This is a genomic window from Achromobacter sp. UMC71, assembly GCF_014170305.1.
Taxonomy (GTDB): domain Bacteria; phylum Pseudomonadota; class Gammaproteobacteria; order Burkholderiales; family Burkholderiaceae_B; genus Achromobacter.
This window is the reverse complement of the sequence record NZ_LZZT01000004.1, coordinates 1-20216: the sequence shown is the minus strand read 5'-3', so window position 1 is coordinate 20216 and position 20216 is coordinate 1. Positions and strand designations below refer to the sequence as shown.

The window sequence follows — 20216 nt, the reverse complement described above, 5'->3', positions numbered from 1 at the left end:
GCGGCGCTTGCGCGCCGCTACCTACTCCTTTCGACGATCCACGGACACCCGATCACCATGACCCTCATGAATCGCCGCAATTTTCTGCGCGCCGCCGCGGCGACGGCCGCACTCGGTCCCTTTCCGCCTGCGATCCAGCGCGCGCTGGCCATTCCGGCCAACAACGCCACCGGCACGATCAACGACGTCGAGCACGTCATCATCCTGATGCAGGAAAACCGGTCGTTCGATCACTATTACGGCACCATGCCCGGGGTCCGCGGGTTCAGCGACCGGTTCACCATCCCCATGGCATCGGGCCAGCCCGTCTGGATCCAGCAGGGCGCCTCGGGAACGGTGCAACCCTATTATCTGGATGCGACCAAGGGCAATGCCTTGCGTGTCGGCGGCGCCCATAACTGGGCTGACCAGCAGGCGGCCTGGGATGGCGGCCGGATGGCAGCTTGGCCCCGGGCGAAGAACACCAAGGTCGCCATGGGCTATTTGCAGCAATCCGACCTGTCATTTCATTGGTCGCTGGCCAATGCGTTCACGATCTGCGATGCCTATCACACGGCCATCAATACCGGTACCTTCACGAACCGCATGTTCCTGTGGAGCGGCTCGAACGGCGCCAACGTGCGCGGCCACGCCTGCGTGACCAACGCCAACTGGGGCGGCCTGGGGCCATCGCAGGATGGCCTGGATTGGACGACCTACCCGGAACGCCTGCAAGCCGCCGGCGTCAGCTGGAAGGTCTACAACACCCCGGGCAACAACAGCAACAACAATCAGCTGGTGGCGTTTGCCGCCTACCGCGCGGTCAATGAACAGCTGGCTGCGCTCGGTTCTCCGTCCGCGCCGTACACGCCCGCCATGGAGGCCCTGTCGCCCCTGTACAAGGGCTTTGGCAACACGATGCCAGACGGCGGCTACTTGCAGGCGATTGCGGACGACATCGCCATGGGGACGTTGCCGCAGGTCAGCTGGATCGTGGCGCCCGGCCCCTACAGCGAACATCCCAGCATGTCGGTGCCGGGGCAGGGCGCCTGGTATGTGCAGAAGCTGCTGGACATGTTGACCGCCAATCCCGAGGTCTGGAGCAAGACCGTTCTGATCCTGAACTACGACGAGAACGATTGCTTCTTTGACCACATGCCGCCGCCCGCGCCGCCCTGGCGCGCGCCCGACGGCACGCAGTCGGGAAAGTCGACGGTGGATATCACCAATGAGTACTACACCATGCCGGCGCCGCCGGGGGACACCAGCAAGGTCACCCCGGACGGCAAGTCGTTCGGGGCCGGCCCGCGTCTGCCGACCCTGGTGATTTCGCCATGGAGCGTTGGCGGCTGGGTCAATTCGCAGCAGTTCGATCACACGTCCGTGCTGCGCTTCCTGGAACAGCGCTTTGGCGTGGCCGAGCCGAATATCAGTCCCTGGCGGCGCGCGGTCTTTGGCGACCTGATGTCGTGCTTCAACTTCAAGGATCCCAATACCGCCAAACCCCTGCTGATTCCAGCGCCGACCCGCGCCGAGGCCGATGCGACGCTGGCCCAGCAAGTCGGTTCGGGCAGCGTGCCGGTGCCGGATGTGGGCACGGTGCCGCTGCCTACGCAGGCGCGGCTGGTGCGACCCTCCCGTGCATTGCCCTACCACCTGCATACCAGCGCCAACGTGGACACGCGCAGTGGCCAGGTCTGGCTGACGTTCAGCAATACCGGCACGCAAGGCACGGTGTTCCACGTCTACGACGAGCTGAATCTGTCGCGCTATCCCCGGCGTTACACCGTCGAGGGCCGCAAGATGATCTCGGATGCCTGGCAAGCCACCGCCGACAACGCCGGACGGTACAGCCTGTGGGTGCTGGGTCCCAACGGTTACCACCGGCATTTCAAGGGCGACATCAGTACGCTGGGCAGCGGGCCGAATCCCGAGGTGCGTGTCTGCTATGACGAGCGCGGCAAGGCGGTCTCGCTGACCATTATGAATATGGGGTCGGCCCCCGCGACGGTGGTCGTGACGGCCAACGCCTACCGTACGGACGGTCCTTGGACCTATACCGTCGATCCGGGCATGCAGGTCGAGCCGCGTTGGTCGGTTCAGGCGTCAAACCACTGGTATGACTTCACCGTGACCCAGGGCAGCGACTTTGCACGCCGGTTTGCGGGCCGGATGGAGACGGGCCAGGACAGCACCAGTGACCCGGCCATGGGGGTCGTGTAAGCGTCATGTGCGTGCGGCATCATTGCAGCCGTTGTCTTTCACAATGGCCAGCCGAGACCTGCCGTGACGCTTAACCAGATACGCGCCTTCATCATGGTGGCCCAACACGGGGGCTTTACTGCGGCCGCCCGTGTGCTGGGCATGAGCCACACCACGCTCAATTCCCAGATCCAGATGATCGAACGGGAATACGGCGCCGAGCTGTTCCACCGCCGCGGCAGGCGGGTGGAACTGTCCGCGCTGGGGATGGAAATGCTGCCGCTCGCCCGTCGCATGGTGTCGCTGGAAGGGGACATGCGTCTGATGCTCGACGACAGTGGCAAGCTGCGCCGCGGGGCGTTGCGGGTGGGCGCGGTCGGCCCCTATCACGTCACGGAGATGATCGAGGCTTATCACGCCGTCTATCCACGGATTTCGCTGTCGATCAGCCTGGGTAATTCCGAAGTGGTATTGGAAGACCTGGAAAAGTACGTCTGCGACGTGGGCGTCGTGGCCAGCCGGGATCCGGAAGAACGCTATTACATGCAACCCTATGCGCGTTATCCGGTGATTGCCTTTGTGCGGGTGGACCATCCCTTTGCGGGGCGAGGGTCGATTGCCCTGCAGGAACTATCGAATCAGCCCTTGCTGATGCGCGAACCGGGCTCCACCACGCGCAAGGCGCTTGAAGATGCCCTGCGCGAGCACGACGTGACGGTGCAGGTCGCTATGGAAATCGGCAGCCGTGAAGCGCTGCGCGAGGCCGTGGTGCGGGGCTTGGGGGTGGGAACGGTATCCGAATCCGAATATGTGCCGGATCCGCGCCTGCGGCCCGTGCGTATAGAAGGCGATGTAGTGTCGACGCATATCCACGTGTGCTGTTTGCGCGAGCGTCGGGATAGTCCTTTGATTGCGTCGTTCTTTGACGCAATCGAGCACTGCGGTGGCGCGCGCTCAGGCGCGGCTTGAGGCGGCGCGCTGCACAGAAAACAGGTCCTGGCGTGCAACCGGGCGCGCCGGGACCCTGCATCAGGGCCGTGGATCAGGGCGCTTCGCCGCGGGCCAGGCGTTGCTGGATCTGCTGAATGACCGCCGGCAGATCGGCCACGCTGTCGATCACGTAGTGCGCGCCCGCCTGCGTCAAGCGCTGGGCTGCCCGCGCGACACGGGCCTGCACCTCGGCCGGGGCGGCGGCGGCCAGTTCGGCGGGCGAATAGCCCACTTCGTTACCGGATAGCGTCAGGCCTACGCTCCACATGCCGGCGTTGCGCCCTTCTTCAATGCCGGGCGTGGTGTCGTCGACCTTGATGCACCGGCGGACATCGCCTGCACCCAAGGCCAGTACATTGGCCAGGGCCATATAGGGGCCTGGCCGGCCCCCCGCCGGCAGCTCATCGCCGGCGACGACGCAGTCGGGCGCAATGCCGTCGGCCGCGGCATGCGGCAGCAGCACATCCAGCACCTGGCGCGGATACCCCGAGCAAGAGCCGATCTTGATGCCCTGCTCGCGCAGGGTTTGCAGGATCTGCACCGCGCCCGGGATCGGTTGCGAATACGCCGCGACCTTCTCGATCTGCATCGGCATGAAGCGCTGATAGATCGCATCGATGTCCGCATCCGCCGAGGTCCTGCCAAAGGCCTGAATCCATTGGGCCTGGATTGCGGGGTCCGCGAGCAGCGTGCGGATGTGATCACGCTTGGAAAGACCCATGGGGCCGCGCGCCTGCGCCAACGTGATGTGCAGGCCAAAGGTGGCGAACGCGTCCACGAAGATCTGCGTGGGCGCCAGGGAGCCGAAGTCCACCAGCGTGCCGGCCCAGTCGAAGATCACCGCTTCGATATGGGGCCATGATTTGTCTGAAGCGCGATTTGCTTGGTGCATGTTAAACAGCCTGAGAGTTGATGGTTTGCCGGAATTGGCGAAGCCTGCAACGGCGCGTATCACTGCGCGCCAACGAAATTGCGGCCGCGCGGACCGAGCAATGCGTCGGCCACGCGCTGCTCCCATTGATCCGCGGTTACGCCGTAGGACGCCGGATCGGTGCTCACGTCCAGGTCTTCGAGAAAGGCGGTCAACGTCGCCACGGCCTGCTCGATGTCCTGCGCGTCAAACACGGACAACAATAGCGCGTCCAGCGCCGCATCGGCGCCAAACGCCATCCGCATGACGCGCGGCAGGCTGAAGGAACACGCAATGCCATGCGCGATGCCGTGTTCCAGCGTCAGCCCGTACGACAGCGAATGCGCCAAGGCGGTCTTGGTGTTGGAAAACGCCATGCCGGCCAATGCGGCCGCCACGGAAACGCGCGAACGCAGCATCTTGCTGGACGGATCCCGCATCAGCAGCGGCAGCGCCGCCAGCACTTCGCGTGCGGCCGATACGGCAAGGCTGGCCGAGACGGGATTGCGATGGATGTTCCAGAGCGACTCCAGGGCATGGGACAGCGCATCCAGACCGCTGGCGAGCGTGGCGCCATGCGGCAGACTGAGCATCAGCATGGGGTCTATCAGGGCCGTCTCGGGCCAGGTCCAGGGCAGGTGCAGCGAGTATTTGCGGCCTTGCCGCTGGTCCCACAGGGTCGCCCAAGGGGTCACTTCGCTGCCGGTCCCCGCGGTGGTCGGCAAGGCGATCAGGGCGCGGACACGGTCTGGCGGACTGGTCATCGCCGTGTCGCCCGACAAGCAGGCCAGCAGCGCATCGAAAGTGCCCGATGGCGTGCGGGTCAGCATGGCTTTGGCGCAGTCTATGACGCTGCCGCCGCCCAGCGCGATGATGCACTCGACGTCGGGGTGCTCACGCCAAAGGCGTTCGTACATCGGCGCCAGCCAGGCCACGTCAGGATTCGGCTGGACGTCCGTTTCTATTGCCACCAACTGCTCGCCCAGCATCGCCTGGATCCGGCCGCACAAGCCCAGCGGCCGCGCCTCGGGAAAGGCAATCAGGATAGCGCGCCGGTTGCCCAGGCGCGCCGGCAAGCGGTCGAGCGCGCCTTCGCCCGCCTCGATGGCGACGGGGTTATGAAAATGCCACATGTCAGTCTCTGAAAGAATCAAGAAGTTCAGCCGCGTCCGTTTTCCCGGATGGCGACCCGCAGGCGGTTGGAAATCAGATCCGCCACGATCACCATGAAGGTGATGACGACGATGCAGGTAGCCGTTTCCTGGTACTTGAACAGCTTCAGGCTGCTGACCAGCTCAAAGCCGAGCCCGCCTGCCCCTACCATGCCCAGCACCGTGGCCGAGCGCAGATTTACCTCGAAGCGATACAGGATCACCGCGATCCAGGACGTGATGACTTGTGGCAGCACGCCAAACACGATGACCTGCAGCGGCCGGGCGCCGGTGGCGCGTAGCGCTTCCAAGGGGCCTTCGTCGATTTCCTCGATACTCTCGGCGAAGAACTTGCCCAACATGCCTACGCCATGCACGGCGAGCGCCAGCACGCCGGGGAAGGGCCCCAGACCCACGGCCGCAACGAAGACAAGTGCCAGGATCAGTTCGTTGATGCTGCGGATCACATTGAGCATCTGGCGCGTGGCGCGGTACAGCCAGCGGTTGACGTGCAGGTTGCGCGCCGCCAGGAACGACACGGGAAGCGCGCCCAGCACGCCCAGCAGCGTGCCCCACACCGCGATCTGCACCGTTTCGATGGCCGGCGCCACCAGCGAATGCAGAATGCGCCAGTCCGGGGGGAACGTCCGGCTGAGGAAGTCGGCAATTTGGGGGATGCCGGCGGCGAGTTCGGACGCGCTCAGTTGCGCGCCTTGCGCGCTCCATTGCAGCGCCGCCATGGTGGCGGCCAATGCGGCTGCGACCCAGGCCCAGCCCTTCAGGCTGGTCGGCAAGGGCGCGACCCAAAGGTATTTCTTGTCATCCATCTCAGGCTCCTTTGTGCGCGGCTTGCAGCGGCTCGGTGCGGAAAAGCGCATCGCCCGCCATCCCGGCAGCGTCGGTGGCCGGGTCCGCAGCCGGATAGATCCGGGCCAGATCCGCTTCCTGCATGGTGTCTGGCAAGCCGTCGTACACCACTCGGCCGTGGGCCAGGCCCACGATGCGATCGGCAAACTCCCGCGCGTAGTCGACCTGATGCAGGTTGCAGACCACCGTGATGCCCAGTTCACGCGTTGCACAGTGCAGATAACGCATGACCAGGCGGGCGGTCTTGGGGTCCAGGCTGGCGACGGGCTCGTCAGCCAGGATGACGCGCGGCCGTTGCGCCAGGGCGCGGGCGATGCCCACGCGCTGACGCTGGCCGCCCGACAGCGAATCCGTGCGCGCTTGGGCCTTATGGGCCAGGTCGACCCGCGCCAGGCATTCCTGTGCCAGCGCGACGTCGGCCCGGCTGAAAAACTGAAACACCGAGGTCAGCACCGGTACGGCGCCCAGCCGGCCGGTCAGGACGTTGCGCAATACGGATAGGCGGGGCACCACGTCATGGTGCTGGAAGATCATGGCCACCTGCCGCCGCAGCGACCGGGTGTCGTGATCGGCCATGGCGTCGATGCCGGCCACGGTCATGTCACCGGAATCCGCGCGCACCAGGCGGTTCATGCACCGCAACAGCGTGGACTTGCCGGCGCCGGACTGGCCAAGAATCACCAGGAATTCACCGGCGCCTGCCTGCAGATCCACGCCGCGCAGCACTTCATTGGCGCCGTAGCGCTTGGTCAGGCCGCGCAGCTGGATCATTTCATGCTCCGCAGGTCCAGCTTGAGCACCTTGGCCGTGTCGCGAACCACGTCGTAGGCCGCGTCGGTGGTGGGCTGAAAGCCGTTGAGCATGCCCTGGTCGCCCCACGGCACGTCTTTGATATTGGCCAGCGCGCGGGCAACCTTGTCCTTGACGGCGGGGTCCAGATCCTTGCGCCAGACCATCGGTGATTCCGGGATGTCGCTGGACGTCCACACGACGCTCAGTTCGTCCGGGCGCAACTGGCCCTTGGCAATGGCGCTGGCGTAGATGCGGTCGGCCACGGCGGCGGCGTCGACTTTCTTGTTGGCCACGGCCAGCAGGCTGGCATCATGCGAACCCGAGAACACGACGCGGGAGAACAGCTTGTCGGGGGAGTAGCCCGCTTGTTCCAGGCCCGCCTTGGGGAACAGGTGTCCCGAGGCCGAGCTGGGGTCGACGAAGGCAAACGTACGGCCCTTCAGGGCTTGCACGCTGTCGATGCCGCTGTCCTTGCGTACGACGATCAGGCTCTTGTAGGCGCTCTTGCCGGACTTCTTGGTCACGGCGACCGAGAACGCCTCGACGTCCGCGACCGAGGTCGCCAGCACGTACGAGAAGGGTCCCAGATACGCGACGTCCAGCTTCTTGGCGCGCAGCGCTTCGATGATGCCGTTGTAGTCAGTGGCCACGAACGGCTTCACTTTCATGCCGGTCTGCTGTTGCAACTGCTCGATCACCTGTTTGCTGGATTCGATCATCGCCTGCGAATCCTCGGCCGGGATCAGGCCGATGGTGAGCGTGTCTTGCGCCGCCTGGGCAGCGGAGGCGCCCAGCACGGAAAACGAGATGGCCGCGGCGGCGGCGACGAACGAACGGCGGGTGCAACGGCGGACGGCGGACTTCATGGCGGGCTTCCTGGTGTAGTGGAGGAGGAATGCCAGGAAGCTTAGGGGTGTCACATGTCCTTCATATTATCGATTTAGTATGCATTTCATCAGTCAACCATAGATCAAACCTATATGTCGGTTGCCCGCCTGCGCGCATTCCTGGCCGTCGCGCGCCACGGTAGTTTCAGCGCGGGCGCTCGCGCGCTGGGCCTGGCTCAACCCACCGTGACCACGCAGATACAGGCGCTTGAAAAACAGCACGATGTCGAGCTGTTCCATCGCCGCGGCCGCGGTGCGCTGCTCACGCAGGTCGGGTTGGCGTTATTGCCCGTTGCCCAGCAATTGGGCGCGGTGGAGCTGGAGGCCTTCAATCTGTTGCATGACGCCGGCAAATTGAACACGGGAACGTTGCGTATCGGCGCGGTCGGGCCATTCCATGTGATTGAGATGGTCGACGCCTATCACCGCCTGTTTCCGGGCGTTGAGCTGTCGATACGGGTGGGCAACTCCGCCGAGGTGCTGGCCGATCTGGAGAGCTACGTCACCGACATCGCGGTGTTGGCGGGTGGGCGCGACGAACCGGGTCTGAGTTCGGAGCACTACGCCAGTCATGCCGTCATTCTGTTTGCGCCCGTGTCCCACCCGCTGGCGCGCTTTGATAGCGTGCCGTTGTCTGCCTTGCACGATGCGCCGCTATTGCAACGGGAAGCCGGTTCGACCACGCGCGCGGCGCTGGAAGCCGTGCTGCAGCAGGCCGGCGTTACACCCCGGCCCGTCATGGAAATCGGCAGCCGCGAAGCGCTGCGCGAAGCGGTGGCGCGGGGGCTGGGGCTGGGCACGGTGTCGGAAGCGGAGTTCATTCCGGACCACCGGTTTCGCGCAATCCGTATTCAGGGAGACCCGGTGCGCACGGAGACCTATCTTTATTGCCTGGCCGAGCGCCGTGAAAGCCGCTTGCTGTCCTCATTTTTCGAACAGGCGCTGGCCGTGCGCAATGCCACCCGCCGCGCATGAAAAAGCCCTGCGGGTATGACACCCGCAGGGCTCGATTCCGGCCGATAACCTGACTCAGGGATTGCTGGCCACGCTATCCGCGCTGGGCACCGGATTGCCCCAGCCCCCACCGATGGCGCGAATCAGATCCACTGCCGACCGGGCCTGCTCGCCGCTCAATTGCACGGACACGCGTTGTTGCAGCAACACGCTGCGGTCCGCCTCGATGACGTCCAGGTAGCTGATCGACCCTTCACGGTATTGCGTATGCGAGAGCTTTGCCGCCCGCGCCGATGCTTCTACCGCCGCATCCTGCGCCCGCGTCTGGTCTGCCAGGATCCGCAAGTTCGCCAGATTGTCTTCCACTTCGCGGAACGCGGTCAGCACCGTTTGGCGGTACACAGCCACGTCTTCTTCGTAGACCGCGCGGGCGCGGTCCAGGCCGGCCTGGCGGCGGCCGCCGTCGAAGATCGGCATCGACAGCGCGGCGCCGACCAGCGGGCCCAAGAGGAACGTGCGGCTCGACCATTGGAACAGGTTGCCCAGGTCCGACGATTCGTAGCCGAACGCGCCCGTGATGTCCAGGCGGGGAAAGAACGCCGATTTTGCCGCGCCCACGCGGGCGTTGGCGGCGGCCATCGCGCGTTCGGCGGCGGCGATGTCCGGGCGGCGTTCCAGCAGCGTCGACGGCAGGCCTGCCGGGATCGACAGCGCCACCTTCTGGATCGGCTGCGGCGGCATCGTGAATTCCGACGGCGCGCGGCCCAGCAGTACGGCCAGCGCGTGCTCGGCGGCGGCGCGGCGGCGGTCGATGCCCAGCGCTTCGGATTGCGCCGACGCGAGTTCAGCCTTGGCGCGGGCCAGGTCCAGCTCGCTGATATCACCCGCATCGTAGCGGCGCTGGATCAATTGCAGCGTATCCGTACGCAGCTTCACCGTCTGGTTGTACAGCGCCGATTCCGCGTCCTGCTCGCGCACCAGGAAATACGTGCTGGCCACGTCGGCCTGCAGTGCCAGCAGCACCGAGCGGTACAGCGCCTCGCTTTGCTGCGCGTCGGCCGTGGCCGCGTCAGCCGTCGAGGCCACGCGGCCGAACAGGTCGGCCTCGTACGATACCGTGCCCTGGGCGCGCCAGGTCGTTGTCGGGCTCGTCGGCGTGCCGTCGGGCAGGCCTTGCGACACCGCCGACGGGCGTTGGCGGCTGGGGCCGAACGCCGCGTCCAGGCTCGGGAAGAAGCCGGCGCGGGCTTCGCGTTGCAGCGCGCGGGCCTGCGTCAGGCGGGCCGCGGCGGCTTGCAGGTTCTGGTTGGCCTTCTGGGCCTCTTCCTGCAACTGGTTCAGGCCTTCGTCGCCGAATACCTTCCACCAGGCGCCGCGCAGCGCGTCTTCCGACGGCTCGGCGGGCTTCCAGGTGCCCGCTTCCGATGCGGGCAGGGCGGCTTCCTTGTAGGCCGCCGGCGCGGCGGCCGCAGGCCGTTCGTAGGTCGGGCCCACCGCGCAGCCGGCCAGCACGAGCAGGGCGGCAAGCAGGGCGGAACCTCGGATCAGTCTTTTGGTCTTCATGACGATTCTCTTGGGCGCGCGCCCCGCCGTTCGGGACGGGGCGCGCTGGCTATTTTTCTAGGCCGGCTCAGGCGTTGTGCTGCGTGGCGGGCGGCGCGTTCGGGTCCAGATGCGGTACGCACACCGGCGCTTCATGTTGCGCGGCCGAGTGCAGCGTCTTGCCGCCCAGCGAACGCAGCAGCACGTAGAACACCGGCGTCAGGAACAGGCCGAACAACGTCACGCCCAGCATCCCGAAGAACACCGCGACACCCATTGCGTGGCGCATTTCCGAGCCTGCGCCCGACGACAGCACCAGCGGCACCACCCCCATGATGAACGCGATCGACGTCATCAGGATCGGGCGCAGACGCAGGCGGCTGGCCTCGATGGCGGCTTCCAGGGGCGAGCGCCCGTCATTCATTTCCAGCTCGCGGGCGAATTCCACGATCAGGATCGCGTTCTTCGCCGACAACCCCACCAGCACCATCAAGCCGATCTGCGTGAAGATGTTGTTGTCGTTGCCCGTCAGGTACACACCCGTCAGCGCCGCCAGGATGCTCATCGGCACGATCAGGATCACGGCCAGCGGCAGCGTCAGGCTTTCATACAGCGCGGCCAGCACCAGGAACACGAGCAGCACGCTGATCGGGAACACCCACAGGCCGGCGTTGCCCGCCAGGATCTGCTGGTACGTCAGGTCCGTCCATTCGAACTTCACGCCGCGCGGCAGGGTTTCCGCCGCCACGCGCTCGGCCGCGGCTTGCGCCTGGTCCGACGAATAGCCGGGGGCCGGGCCGCCGTTGATGTCGGCGGCGGTGTAGCCGTTGTAGCGCACCACCATTTCCGGACCGAACGTCTGCTTGACTGTCACCAGCGACGACAGCGGCACCATGTCGCCCGCGGCATTGCGGGTCTTGAGCTGCAGGATGTCATCGGCGTGGGCGCGGAACGGCGCGTCGGCCTGGGCCCGCACCTGGAACACGCGGCCGAAGCGGTTGAAGTCGTTGACATACATGGAGCCCAGGTAGATCTGCATGGTGTCGAACACTTCGGTCACCGGCACGCCCAATTGCTTGGCCTTGACCCGGTCCAGGTCCACGTCCAGCTGCGGCACGTTGATTTCGTAGCTGGAGAACGCGGGGCCCAGTTCAGGCGTCTGGCGAGCCTTGGCCAGGAAGGCCTGCTTGGCCTTGTCCAGCTCGGCATAGCCCAGCGCCGCGCGGTCTTCCAGTTGCAGCTTGAAGCCGCCCAGCGTGCCCAGGCCCAGCACCGGCGGGGGCGGGAACACGGCGATGAAGGCCTGCTGGATGCCGCTGAACTTCTGGTTCAGCGACGCCGCGATGGCATTGCCGGACAACGCCGCGCCCTTGCGTTCATCGAACGGCTTGAGCGCCACGAACACGATGCCCGCGCTGGAACTGTTGGTAAAGCCGTTGATCGACAGGCCCGGGAAGGCGATGGCGCTCTGCACGCCCGGTTCCTTCAGGGCGATGGCGCTCATCTGGCGGATCACCTCTTCGGTGCGATCGAGCGACGCGCCGTTGGGCAGCTGCGTAAAGCCGATCAGGTACTGCTTGTCCTGCGCCGGCACGAAACCGCCGGGCACCAGGTAGGACACGCCGATCGTGGCTGCCACCAGCACGACATACACGCCCATGGCGCCGGCCTTGCGGCGGATCACACCCGCCACGCCCACGCCGTAGTTCTCGGAGGCGCGGCCGAACATGTTGTTGAACCAGTTGAAGAAGCGGCCGAACACGCGGTTCATGCCCCGGGTCAGCCAGTCCGGCTTGTCGTGGTGGCTCTTGAGCAGCAGGGCCGACAGGGCCGGCGACAGCGTCAGCGAGTTGAAGGCCGAGATCACCGTCGAGATGGCGATGGTCATGGCGAACTGCTTGTAGAACTGGCCGGTCAGGCCCGTCATGAACGCCAGCGGCACGAATACGGCGCACAGCGTCAGCGCGATGGCGATGATGGGGCCGCTGACCTCACGCATGGCGCGATAGGTCGCATCCCGTGGACTCAAGCCCGCCGCGATGTTGCGTTCGACGTTTTCCACCACCACGATCGCATCGTCCACCACGATCCCGATGGCCAGCACCATCCCGAACAGCGACAGGGCGTTGATCGAATAGCCAAACATCAGCAGCAGCCCGAAGGTGCCGACGATGGATACCGGCACGGCCAGCAGCGGAATGATGGACGCGCGCCAGGTTTGCAGGAACAGGATCACCACCAGCACCACCAGCGCGATGGCTTCCAGCAGCGTGTGCACCACGGCTTCGATACTGGAGCGCACGAACTGGGTCGGGTCGTACTCGATGCGGTATTCCACGCCCGGCGGGAAGTCCTTGGACAGCTCGACCATGGCGGCGCGCACCTGCGACGAGACGTCCAGCGCGTTGGCGCCCGGCGACTGCATGATGCCCATGCCCACCGCCTGCTTGTTGTCCAGCAGCGAACGCAGGCCATATTCCTGCGCGTCCAGTTCGACGCGGGCCACGTCCGACAGGTGCGTGACAGCGCCGTCGGGCGAGGTCTTCAGGATGATGTCGCGGAATTCCTCCTCGGTCTGCAGGCGGCCGCGCGCATTCACGTTCAGCTGCAGCGGCACGTCGCCCTGCGTGGGAGACGCGCCGATCACGCCGGCGGCGACCTGCACGTTCTGTTCGCGGATGGCGGCCACCACTTCGCTGGCCGTCATGCCGCGCTGCGCGACCTTTTGCGGGTCGAGCCACACGCGCATGGAGTAGTTGCCCGACCCCCACACCGTCACTTCGCCCACGCCCGTGATGCGGGCCAGACGATCCTTGACGTTCAGGATCGCGTAGTTGCGCAGGTAGGTGATGTCGTAGCGGTCATTGGGCGAGATCAGGTGCACCACCAGGGTCAGGGTGGGCGAGCTCTTGGTCGTGGTCACGCCCAGGCGCTGCACGTCCGGCGGCAGGCGCGGCAGCGCTTGCGACACGCGGTTCTGCACCAGCTGCTGCGCCTTGTCCGGGTCTACGCCCAGCTTGAAGTTGACCGTCAGCGTCAGGTTGCCGTCGCTGTTGGCCTGCGACTGCATGTACAGCATGTTTTCCACGCCGTTGATGGATTCCTCCAGCGGCGAGGCGACGGTTTCGGCGATGACCTTGGGGTTGGCGCCCGGATACTGCGCGCGCACCACCACCGACGGCGGCACCACTTCCGGGTATTCCGAGATGGGCAGCTGGAACATGGCCAGCAGGCCGCCCAGCAACACCAGGATGGATAGCACCCCGGCGAAGATCGGCCGGTCAATGAAGAATTTCGAGATATTCATGAACGTTCTCGTTCTGCTTGTCTTGTCACCGGCCGCTTAGTTGGCGTTAGCCGATGCGGTCTTGACCGGGTTGCGCTGGGCCGTGACCATGGGCACCACGGTCGGGCTCACGGCGTCGCCCGGGCGGACGCGCTGCAAGCCGTTGACCACGATGCGGTCGCCAGGGGCCAGGCCGGAATCCACGACCCGCAGGCCTTCCTGGTTGGCGCCCAGCTTGACCTGGCGGTAGTTGGCGTGGTTTTTGTCGTCCAGCACCAGCACAAAGCGCTTGTCCTGGTCGGTGCCGATGGCCTTTTCGTCGATCAGCACGGCGCTGCGCGGGTCGCTGCCGCCCAGGCGGATGCGGGCGTACAGGCCAGGCAGGAGCGAACCGTCGGCGTTGTCGAATTCGGCCCGCACGCGGATGGTGCCGGACGTGGCGTCCAGGCGGTTGTCCACCGATTGCACGAAGCCGGTGCGCGAATAACCTTCCTCGTTGGCCAGGCCCAGCTCGACCGGCACCGAGCCGGCACGGCCATTGCGGGCGGGGTTCACGTACTTCAGAAAGGTCTGCTCGTCGACGTCGAACGAGGCGTACATCTTGGACACCGACACCAGGGTCGTCAGCGGCACCGAGGTGGCGCCGGCGGCGACCACGTTGCCAACCGTGACTTCGGCCCGCGAGACGCGGCCGGCGACCGGCGCTTCGATGCGGGTGTAGCCCAGGTTCAGCTTGGCGTAGTCCAGCGCGGCTTGCGCGCCTTGCAGGTTGGCGGCGGCTTCGCGGGCGGCGTTCTGCTTTTCCTCGAAGTCGCGGCGGGCGATGGCGTTGTCGGTCAACAGGCGTTGGCCGCGGGCCAGTTCGGTGGCCGTGTACGAGGCGCGGGCCTTGGCGGCCGTCAGGGCGGCGGCGGCGCGGTCCACTTCGGCCGCGTAGGGGCGCGGGTCGATGGTGAACAGGACGTCGCCCTTCTTGACGATGCTGCCGTCCTGGAAGTGCACGGCGGTCAGGGTGCCGGAGACCAGCGGACGGATGTCCACGCGGTCGATGGCTTCCAGGCGGCCGGAATAGCGCTGCCAGTCGACGATGGTCTTGCTGACCACCTCGGCGACTTCGACGGGGGGAGCCGCCGGGGCGCCCTGCGCCTGGGCAGCGTTGGCGCCGGCAGGGGCGCGAAACAGGGCGTAGCTACCGCCGGCCGCGATGACGGCCGCGAAAACGACGAGCACAGCAATACGATTACGCGAAACCATGATGTTCCTTGAGGGTGGTGTCGGGGTGAAGTGCGCTTGCCGGGACCGCGAGGGGGCGGGTGGCGGCGGGGGCAGCATCGCGGCGGGTCTGTCAGTCCTGAAACACCGATGTCATACTGCGGTGCAGCATGCAACTCTGTTACGTATCCCTGGCTGAGAAGGTCCTTTCAGGGGACGGGCTCTCGCGTGATCGGAATCTGAGGATTGACAGGCCCTTGGATGCGCCGGGCGGCACGGGCACTTCAAGATGGTTGAATTCTGAGTGTTTTGCCGGCGCGGATAAACACGTGTTGTTCGGCAACACTGTTCGGCAGATTTGTCTAATCCAGGGCGGATTCGGGTTATGCTCCGTACACCCCGACTACTTGCCCCAAAGGACACCGTCGCCATGGACCGTTTTCAGGCTATGCAGGTGTTTGTGCGCGTCGTGGATGCCAATAGCTTCACCCGGGCGGCCGACAGCCTCTCGCTTCCGCGCACCACCGTCACCACCATCATCCAGAATCTCGAACGCCTGTTGGGCGTGCGTCTGCTCAATCGCACCACCCGCCGCATCGGCCTGACGCCCGACGGCGCGGGCTATTACCAGCATTGCGTGCGCATCCTGGCCGACGTCGAAGAAACCGAGGCCTGCTTCCAGGAAGCGGCCCTGCGTCTGAAGGGGCGGCTGCGCATCGACGTGCCCACCTGCATCGGCCGGCTGATTCTAATCCCGTCATTGTGTGATTTTCACGACAAGTACCCGGACGTCGAGTTGGTGCTCGGGCTGGGCGACCGCCCCGTGGATATGGTGCAAGAGGCGGTGGACTGCGTCATCCGCGCCGGCGACCTGGAAGACTCCAGCCTGGTCGCGCGCCGCATCGGCACCCTGCAGACCGTGACCTGCGCGTCGCCGACCTACGTGGCGCGCCACGGCATGCCGCAAACCATCGAGGACCTGCGCGACCACCACGCCGTGCACTATTTCTCCAGCCGCAGCGGCCGCAATTGCCCCTGGGACTTCAAGATCGACGGCAAGCACCAGGAAGTGGACATGCGCGGCACGGTGGCGGTGAACGAAGCCGGCGCCTATCTGGATTGCGGCCTGAAGGGCTTTGGCCTGATCCAGACGCCGCGCTACATGGCGCTGCCGTACCTGCAATCGGGCGAGCTGATCGAAGTGTTGCCCCAATGGAAGCCCAGCACCACCGCGATCTCGGTGCTGTATCCGCAAAGCCGCCAGTTGTCGCCCAAGGTGCGCGCGTTCGCCGACTGGGTGGCCGAGCTGTTCGCCAGTTGCCCGCTGCTCAGCGGCCGCGACGAAACCGATCCGGCCGCCGTCAGCTGCGGCGTGTTCCAGCAGCGCAACCTCAGCCAGGCCAAGCAGATGGCCGTGGCCGGCGTGGCGGCCGCCAATGCGCCCGAAATGCCGCAACGGCGCCGCAGCGCCCGGGAAGAGGCTGCCGAGTACGCGCTGTAATGGCGCTGGCGCCGGTCTTGCGGCGGGCCCCTGGGCCCGCCGTGCCGGCAAGTGGCTGGGAAAATCCTCGAAAACGCGGGAAACCCCGTAGTAAATACAGGGATTGCGTCCCTCGTATTTGGCGAAACGTATGTATAGTCCGACAGTCAAAGCCTAAACGCATTCACTGTCGATCTCTATGCAGCCTGTACTTCCCGCTTACCTGATCGCCCGTTGGCTTTTGCTGCTCGTCCTGCTGGCGGGCGTGTATTTCCTGAGTGGTTTCCTGGTGCCCGCCCTGGCCGCGCTGATCATCGGCCTGGCCAGCTGGCCCCTGTACCGCCGCCTGGTCGATCGCTGCGGCGGCCGTACGATGCTGGCCGCCTCGCTGGCGTTGCTGGTCGTCATCGTGGTGCTGATCGTGCCGCTGTCGCTGGCCTTGTCCTACGCCATCAAGGAAGCCAGCACGTTCTTCGCCTGGGCCATCGCGGCCAACCGGCATGGCGTGGCCGTGCCCGCGTGGATCACCTCGATGCCCGTGGTGGGCGACCGCCTGGGCGAGTACTGGGAAGCCTATATCGGCCAGCCCCACGCGCTGGGCGCGCTGGTCGAAGCCGTCAGCGGCGAACACCTGGGCAACATCTACCGCATGGTGCTGGCCGCCACGGGCAACGTGTTCCAGTTGCTGCTGACGGTATTGTTCATGCTGATCACGCTGTTCTTCGTCTACAAGGACGGCGTGCGCATGGTGGCCCAATTGGACGTGCTGGGCGAACGCATCCTGCCCGCGCGTTGGCAGCGTTTTTCGCGCGTGGTGCCGGCGACCATCAATTCCACCGTCACCGGTATGGGCCTGATCGCGCTGGGCGAGGGCCTGGTGCTGGGCGTCGCGTACTGGGTGGCGGGCGTGCCGTCGCCGGTGCTGCTGGGCGTGGTCACCGGCTTCATGGCGCTGATCCCCGGCGGCGCGCCGCTGTCGTTCACGCTGGTCTCGCTGTACCTGGTGGGCTCGGGCCATGTCGTGGCGGGCATCGCCCTGATGGTGTGGGGCAGCGTCGAGCTGTTCATCGTCGACAAGACATTGCGTCCGCGCCTGGTGGGCGGCCCGGTCAAGCTGCCGTTCCTGCCGACGTTCTTCGGCCTGGTGGGCGGCGTCAAGACCATGGGCCTCGTGGGCCTGTTCGTGGGTCCGGTGCTGATGGCGCTGCTGGTGGCGGTATGGCGCGAGTGGGTGCACCACGAGGAAGTCGAGCGCGACACGGCCCGCTTGCGAGCCGCCGAATTGCCGGACAAGACGCCGGCTGGCTGACGTCAACCTGAGTGCGTTCGGCCGCGCATCGGCTCGCCGATGCAAGACGCATTTGACCGTCGATAGGCCCAGGCGCCGCCGGCCGCATTCCCGCAAGGATTGCGGCCGGATTTCCGATAACGGTCCGGCCCGGACATTTGGTAATCTAGCTCTCCCCGCGCTCGCCGGCGCCTTGCCCGGCACGCGCCTGCCCTGTGCGCAGACGCTTTGCAGCTTACGCCGCGGGGTGTGAGGATCGAGATGTCCGGGTCACTGCAAGATGAAGAGTTAGCGGTCCTGCGCCAGCAGGGCTTTGTCGTGGCGCGCCAGTTGGTGGACGCCGGCCAGGTCCAGGCGCTGCGCGCCTTGGCCGAACGCCATTTGCACGACCATGTCGCGCCCATCGAATACGAAGCGGATCTGCGCTATCCGGGCGCCCCCGAGTCCCGCGCGGCCGAAGGCGGCCTGACGGTGCGGCGCTTGCTCAACGCCTATGCCCGCGATCCGCTGTTCGCCCAATGGGCCACCGATGCGCGCATCGGCCAGTCGCTGGCGCGTTATTTCGGCGAAGCCCCGGTGCTGTCCACGGTGCACCATAACTGCGTAATGACGAAGCATCCGGCCTACGGCAGCCTGACGGGCTGGCATCAGGACATCCGCTACTGGTCGTTTTCCGACACGGACCTGGTGTCCTGTTGGCTGGCCCTGGGCCCCGAGATGCGCGAGAACGGCGGCCTGTCTTTCATCCCGGGTTCGCACGCCGCGGCGTTCCAGCCGCAGCAATTCGACGACAGGAAATTCTTCCGCGAAGACGCCCCTGAAAACCAGGACTGGATCGCGCGCGCGGTCTGTCCTGAACTGCAAGCCGGCGACGTGGTGTTCTTCCACTGTCGCACGCTACATGCGGCCCAAGGCAACCGCAGCGATCGGGTGAAGCTCTCGGTGGTGCATACCTACCATCCGCAGTCGTGCCATCCGCTGCCGGGCACGCGCTCGGCGAGTCAGCCGGGCGTGCCGTTGGCGGGGTAGGACAGACGGGGGTACTGCCGGCGCGCTTGCAATTCGGCTCCGCCAACGGGCGAGGGATTGCAGGGCGGCAGCCATGCGGGTCGGATCAAGAGGAGGCGCGCCTCTGCCAGGACGATCAGGTAATTGGAATTTGCTATTAATAATTGAATTACAATTAAATAGTGTGCGATACGCGCGATTGCCCCCGGCAAGACGGCACCGCGCCCCCAATCTGCGCGCACGCTCCTTCATTCAATAGGCTGTTTCCTGTGCCCAAAAGCAAGCCCGACGATACGGACAAGACGCAGGCGGCGACCGAGACCCGGTCTTCGCTATTTGTAGGCTCGACCGAAAAAGCCTTCCAGGTGCTGCATGCCTTCGACGGCCCGAAGCGCCACATGACGCTGGCCGACATTGCCCGCGCCTCGGGCTTGGACCGCAGCGCGACGCAACGCCTGGTCTATACGCTGGAAACGCTGGGCTATCTGCGCCGCATTCCGGACACGCGCAATTACGGCCTGACGCCGAAGGTGCTGCAGTTCTCGTACAACTATGTGCGCGCGAACGAGCTGATCGACAAGGCATCGCCGTATCTGCTGGACATCAGCCGCACGCTGGGCGAAACGACGAATCTGCAAGAACTGGACGGCCACGAGATTGTGTTCGTGGCCCGCTTTCCGGGCCATCACCTGGTCAATGTGGACATCGCGGTAGGCAGCCGCCTGCCGGCGTATTTCACGGCATCGGGCACGGCAATCCTGTCGCGCCTGTCGGACGACCAGCGCCGCGAAATCCTGTCGCAAACCCGCCTGGACCCGATCACGCCCTATACGGAAGTGAACCCCGATAAGCTGCTGGAACGCGCGCAGCGTGTGGCAGAGAAGGGTTACGCCATCATCGTGAACGAAACGGTGCTGGGGGATATTTCGGTGGCGGCGCCGGTGATTGACCATCGGGGGTTGGCGGTGGCGGCGATCAATATTTCTGTGCCGACGACGCGATGGACGGTGGCGCGTGTTGAGGCTGAATTGGCGCAACATGTGCAGGTGGCGGCGACTTCTATTTCCAAGTCCAAGTTTTCGGCTTATTCGCGGTAGTTGTTTCGCTGGATTTGGTGAATTGGGCTTCGGGGGGTGAGTTGGTTTCTTTGCATTGGTTTGATTTTCGTGCGTCGGTCTGGTCTTCGTAGGTCGCCCGTCGTGCAGGGCTTCGTGGCGGCGGGCGCCCACGATTGCGGTCCGGCGCGCGGGCGCCGGACTTCCCCTTCGTCATCTTCGTCCAGGCCTTCGGCCTTCCCTTCAGATTCCCTCGGGCGCATCGAGGTTGCCCGCCGCCACGAAGCCCTGCACGACGGGCTACGCGTGTCTCGGTTCGTTGCGCAGCTAGACCTGTGGTCAGGGCATGAAACCTGCAGGGCCGCCAAGCCGCGGCCGCGCGGGCGGCCGCGTTTGGCATTCGTGGTGCTGACTGGCCCTGCAGGTTTCATGCCCTGACCACAGGTCTAGCTGCGCAACGAACCGAGACACGCGTAGCCCGTCGTGCAGGGCTTCGTGGCGGCGGGCAACCTCGATGCGCCCGAGGGAATCTGAAGGGAAGGCCGAAGGCCTGGACGAAGATGACGAAGGGGAAGTCCGGCGCCCGCGCGCCGGACCGCAATCGTGGGCGCCC

General features: G+C 65.6%; 15 protein-coding genes. 7 read left to right on the top strand and 8 right to left on the bottom strand.

The window, feature by feature from the left end; all coding sequences use genetic code 11:
* Positions 1-57 precede the first annotated feature (57 nt).
* Both A9974_RS00700 and A9974_RS00695 read left to right on the top strand, forming a co-directional pair.
* Positions 58-2202, top strand: coding sequence for a phosphocholine-specific phospholipase C (locus A9974_RS00700; protein WP_183002281.1), 2145 nt, complete (start codon positions 58-60; stop codon positions 2200-2202).
* 63 nt (positions 2203-2265) lie between these two features.
* Positions 2266-3150: a LysR substrate-binding domain-containing protein gene (locus A9974_RS00695; RefSeq protein WP_183002280.1), complete on the top strand. Its 885-nt coding sequence runs from the start codon at positions 2266-2268 to the stop codon at positions 3148-3150.
* 73 nt (positions 3151-3223) lie between these two features.
* On the opposite strand, the gene phnX is transcribed toward A9974_RS00695, so the two are convergent.
* The 5 genes from phnX to phnD are packed head-to-tail and all read right to left on the bottom strand — an operon-like array spanning position 3224 to position 7757.
* Positions 3224-4063: a phosphonoacetaldehyde hydrolase gene (gene phnX, locus A9974_RS00690; RefSeq protein ID WP_183002279.1), complete on the bottom strand. Its 840-nt coding sequence runs from the start codon at positions 4061-4063 to the stop codon at positions 3224-3226.
* Positions 4064-4122: 59 nt separating this feature from the next.
* Positions 4123-5214: an iron-containing alcohol dehydrogenase PsrA gene (gene psrA / locus A9974_RS00685; protein WP_183002278.1), complete on the bottom strand. Its 1092-nt coding sequence runs from the start codon at positions 5212-5214 to the stop codon at positions 4123-4125.
* 26 nt (positions 5215-5240) lie between these two features.
* Positions 5241-6059, bottom strand: a complete 819-nt coding sequence (gene phnE / locus A9974_RS00680) for a phosphonate ABC transporter, permease protein PhnE (RefSeq protein WP_183002277.1) — start codon at positions 6057-6059, stop codon at positions 5241-5243.
* A 1-nt stretch (position 6060) separates the two neighbouring features.
* Positions 6061-6870 carry a phosphonate ABC transporter ATP-binding protein gene (gene phnC / locus A9974_RS00675; RefSeq protein ID WP_183002276.1) on the bottom strand — a complete coding sequence of 270 codons (810 nt, stop codon included), beginning with the start codon at positions 6868-6870 and terminating at the stop codon, positions 6061-6063.
* A complete protein-coding gene (gene phnD / locus A9974_RS00670; protein ID WP_183002275.1) occupies positions 6867-7757 on the bottom strand; it encodes a phosphonate ABC transporter substrate-binding protein in 891 nt (296 codons plus the stop codon). The genes phnC and phnD overlap by 4 nt, the downstream gene beginning before the upstream one ends.
* Before the next feature lie 114 nt (positions 7758-7871).
* On the opposite strand from phnD, the gene A9974_RS00665 reads away from it, so the two are divergent.
* Positions 7872-8753: a LysR substrate-binding domain-containing protein gene (locus A9974_RS00665; RefSeq protein ID WP_183002274.1), complete on the top strand. Its 882-nt coding sequence runs from the start codon at positions 7872-7874 to the stop codon at positions 8751-8753.
* Between the two features lie 54 nt (positions 8754-8807).
* Here A9974_RS00665 and A9974_RS00660 read toward each other — a convergent pair whose 3' ends face one another.
* From A9974_RS00660 to A9974_RS00650, 3 genes are all read right to left on the bottom strand, one after another.
* Positions 8808-10295 (bottom strand): efflux transporter outer membrane subunit, encoded by a 1488-nt coding sequence (locus A9974_RS00660; protein WP_183002273.1) that lies wholly within the window; start codon positions 10293-10295, stop codon positions 8808-8810.
* A 67-nt stretch (positions 10296-10362) separates the two neighbouring features.
* Entirely contained in the window at positions 10363-13581 is a 3219-nt protein-coding gene (locus tag A9974_RS00655; protein ID WP_183002272.1) for an efflux RND transporter permease subunit, read from the bottom strand.
* Positions 13582-13617: 36 nt separating this feature from the next.
* The gene (locus tag A9974_RS00650) at positions 13618-14814 is read right to left on the bottom strand and encodes an efflux RND transporter periplasmic adaptor subunit (RefSeq protein ID WP_183002271.1); all 1197 of its coding nucleotides are present in this window, start codon (positions 14812-14814) and stop codon (positions 13618-13620) included.
* Positions 14815-15202: 388 nt separating this feature from the next.
* Here A9974_RS00650 and A9974_RS00645 point away from each other — a divergent pair, with 388 nt between their 5' ends.
* The 4 genes from A9974_RS00645 (at position 15203) to A9974_RS00630 (ending at position 19645) form a co-directional block, all read left to right on the top strand.
* A complete protein-coding gene (locus tag A9974_RS00645; protein ID WP_183002270.1) occupies positions 15203-16273 on the top strand; it encodes a LysR family transcriptional regulator in 1071 nt (356 codons plus the stop codon).
* A gap of 178 nt (positions 16274-16451) precedes the next feature.
* A complete protein-coding gene (locus tag A9974_RS00640) occupies positions 16452-17561 on the top strand; it encodes an AI-2E family transporter (protein ID WP_183002269.1) in 1110 nt (369 codons plus the stop codon).
* Positions 17562-17801: 240 nt separating this feature from the next.
* Complete coding sequence (locus A9974_RS00635) at positions 17802-18569, top strand: phytanoyl-CoA dioxygenase family protein (protein ID WP_183002268.1); 768 nt, start codon at positions 17802-17804, stop codon at positions 18567-18569.
* A 248-nt stretch (positions 18570-18817) separates the two neighbouring features.
* Complete coding sequence (locus A9974_RS00630; protein ID WP_183002267.1) at positions 18818-19645, top strand: IclR family transcriptional regulator C-terminal domain-containing protein; 828 nt, start codon at positions 18818-18820, stop codon at positions 19643-19645.
* Positions 19646-20216 lie beyond the last annotated feature (571 nt).

Bases quoted from the DNA above. Each gene is read 5' to 3' on its own strand.
- A9974_RS00700 (WP_183002281.1), top strand. From the start codon at position 58: ATGACCCTCATGAATCGCCGCAATTTTCTGCGCGCCGCCGCGGCGACG.
- phnX (WP_183002279.1), bottom strand. From the start codon at position 4,063: ATGCACCAAGCAAATCGCGCTTCAGACAAATCATGGCCCCATATCGAA.
- psrA (WP_183002278.1), bottom strand. From the start codon at position 5,214: ATGTGGCATTTTCATAACCCCGTCGCCATCGAGGCGGGCGAAGGCGCG.
- phnE (WP_183002277.1), bottom strand. From the start codon at position 6,059: ATGGATGACAAGAAATACCTTTGGGTCGCGCCCTTGCCGACCAGCCTG.
- phnC (WP_183002276.1), bottom strand. From the start codon at position 6,870: ATGATCCAGCTGCGCGGCCTGACCAAGCGCTACGGCGCCAATGAAGTG.
- phnD (WP_183002275.1), bottom strand. From the start codon at position 7,757: ATGAAGTCCGCCGTCCGCCGTTGCACCCGCCGTTCGTTCGTCGCCGCC.
- A9974_RS00665 (WP_183002274.1), top strand. From the start codon at position 7,872: ATGTCGGTTGCCCGCCTGCGCGCATTCCTGGCCGTCGCGCGCCACGGT.
- A9974_RS00660 (WP_183002273.1), bottom strand. From the start codon at position 10,295: ATGAAGACCAAAAGACTGATCCGAGGTTCCGCCCTGCTTGCCGCCCTG.
- A9974_RS00655 (WP_183002272.1), bottom strand. From the start codon at position 13,581: ATGAATATCTCGAAATTCTTCATTGACCGGCCGATCTTCGCCGGGGTG.
- A9974_RS00650 (WP_183002271.1), bottom strand. From the start codon at position 14,814: ATGGTTTCGCGTAATCGTATTGCTGTGCTCGTCGTTTTCGCGGCCGTC.
- A9974_RS00645 (WP_183002270.1), top strand. From the start codon at position 15,203: ATGGACCGTTTTCAGGCTATGCAGGTGTTTGTGCGCGTCGTGGATGCC.
- A9974_RS00640 (WP_183002269.1), top strand. From the start codon at position 16,452: ATGCAGCCTGTACTTCCCGCTTACCTGATCGCCCGTTGGCTTTTGCTG.
- A9974_RS00635 (WP_183002268.1), top strand. From the start codon at position 17,802: ATGTCCGGGTCACTGCAAGATGAAGAGTTAGCGGTCCTGCGCCAGCAG.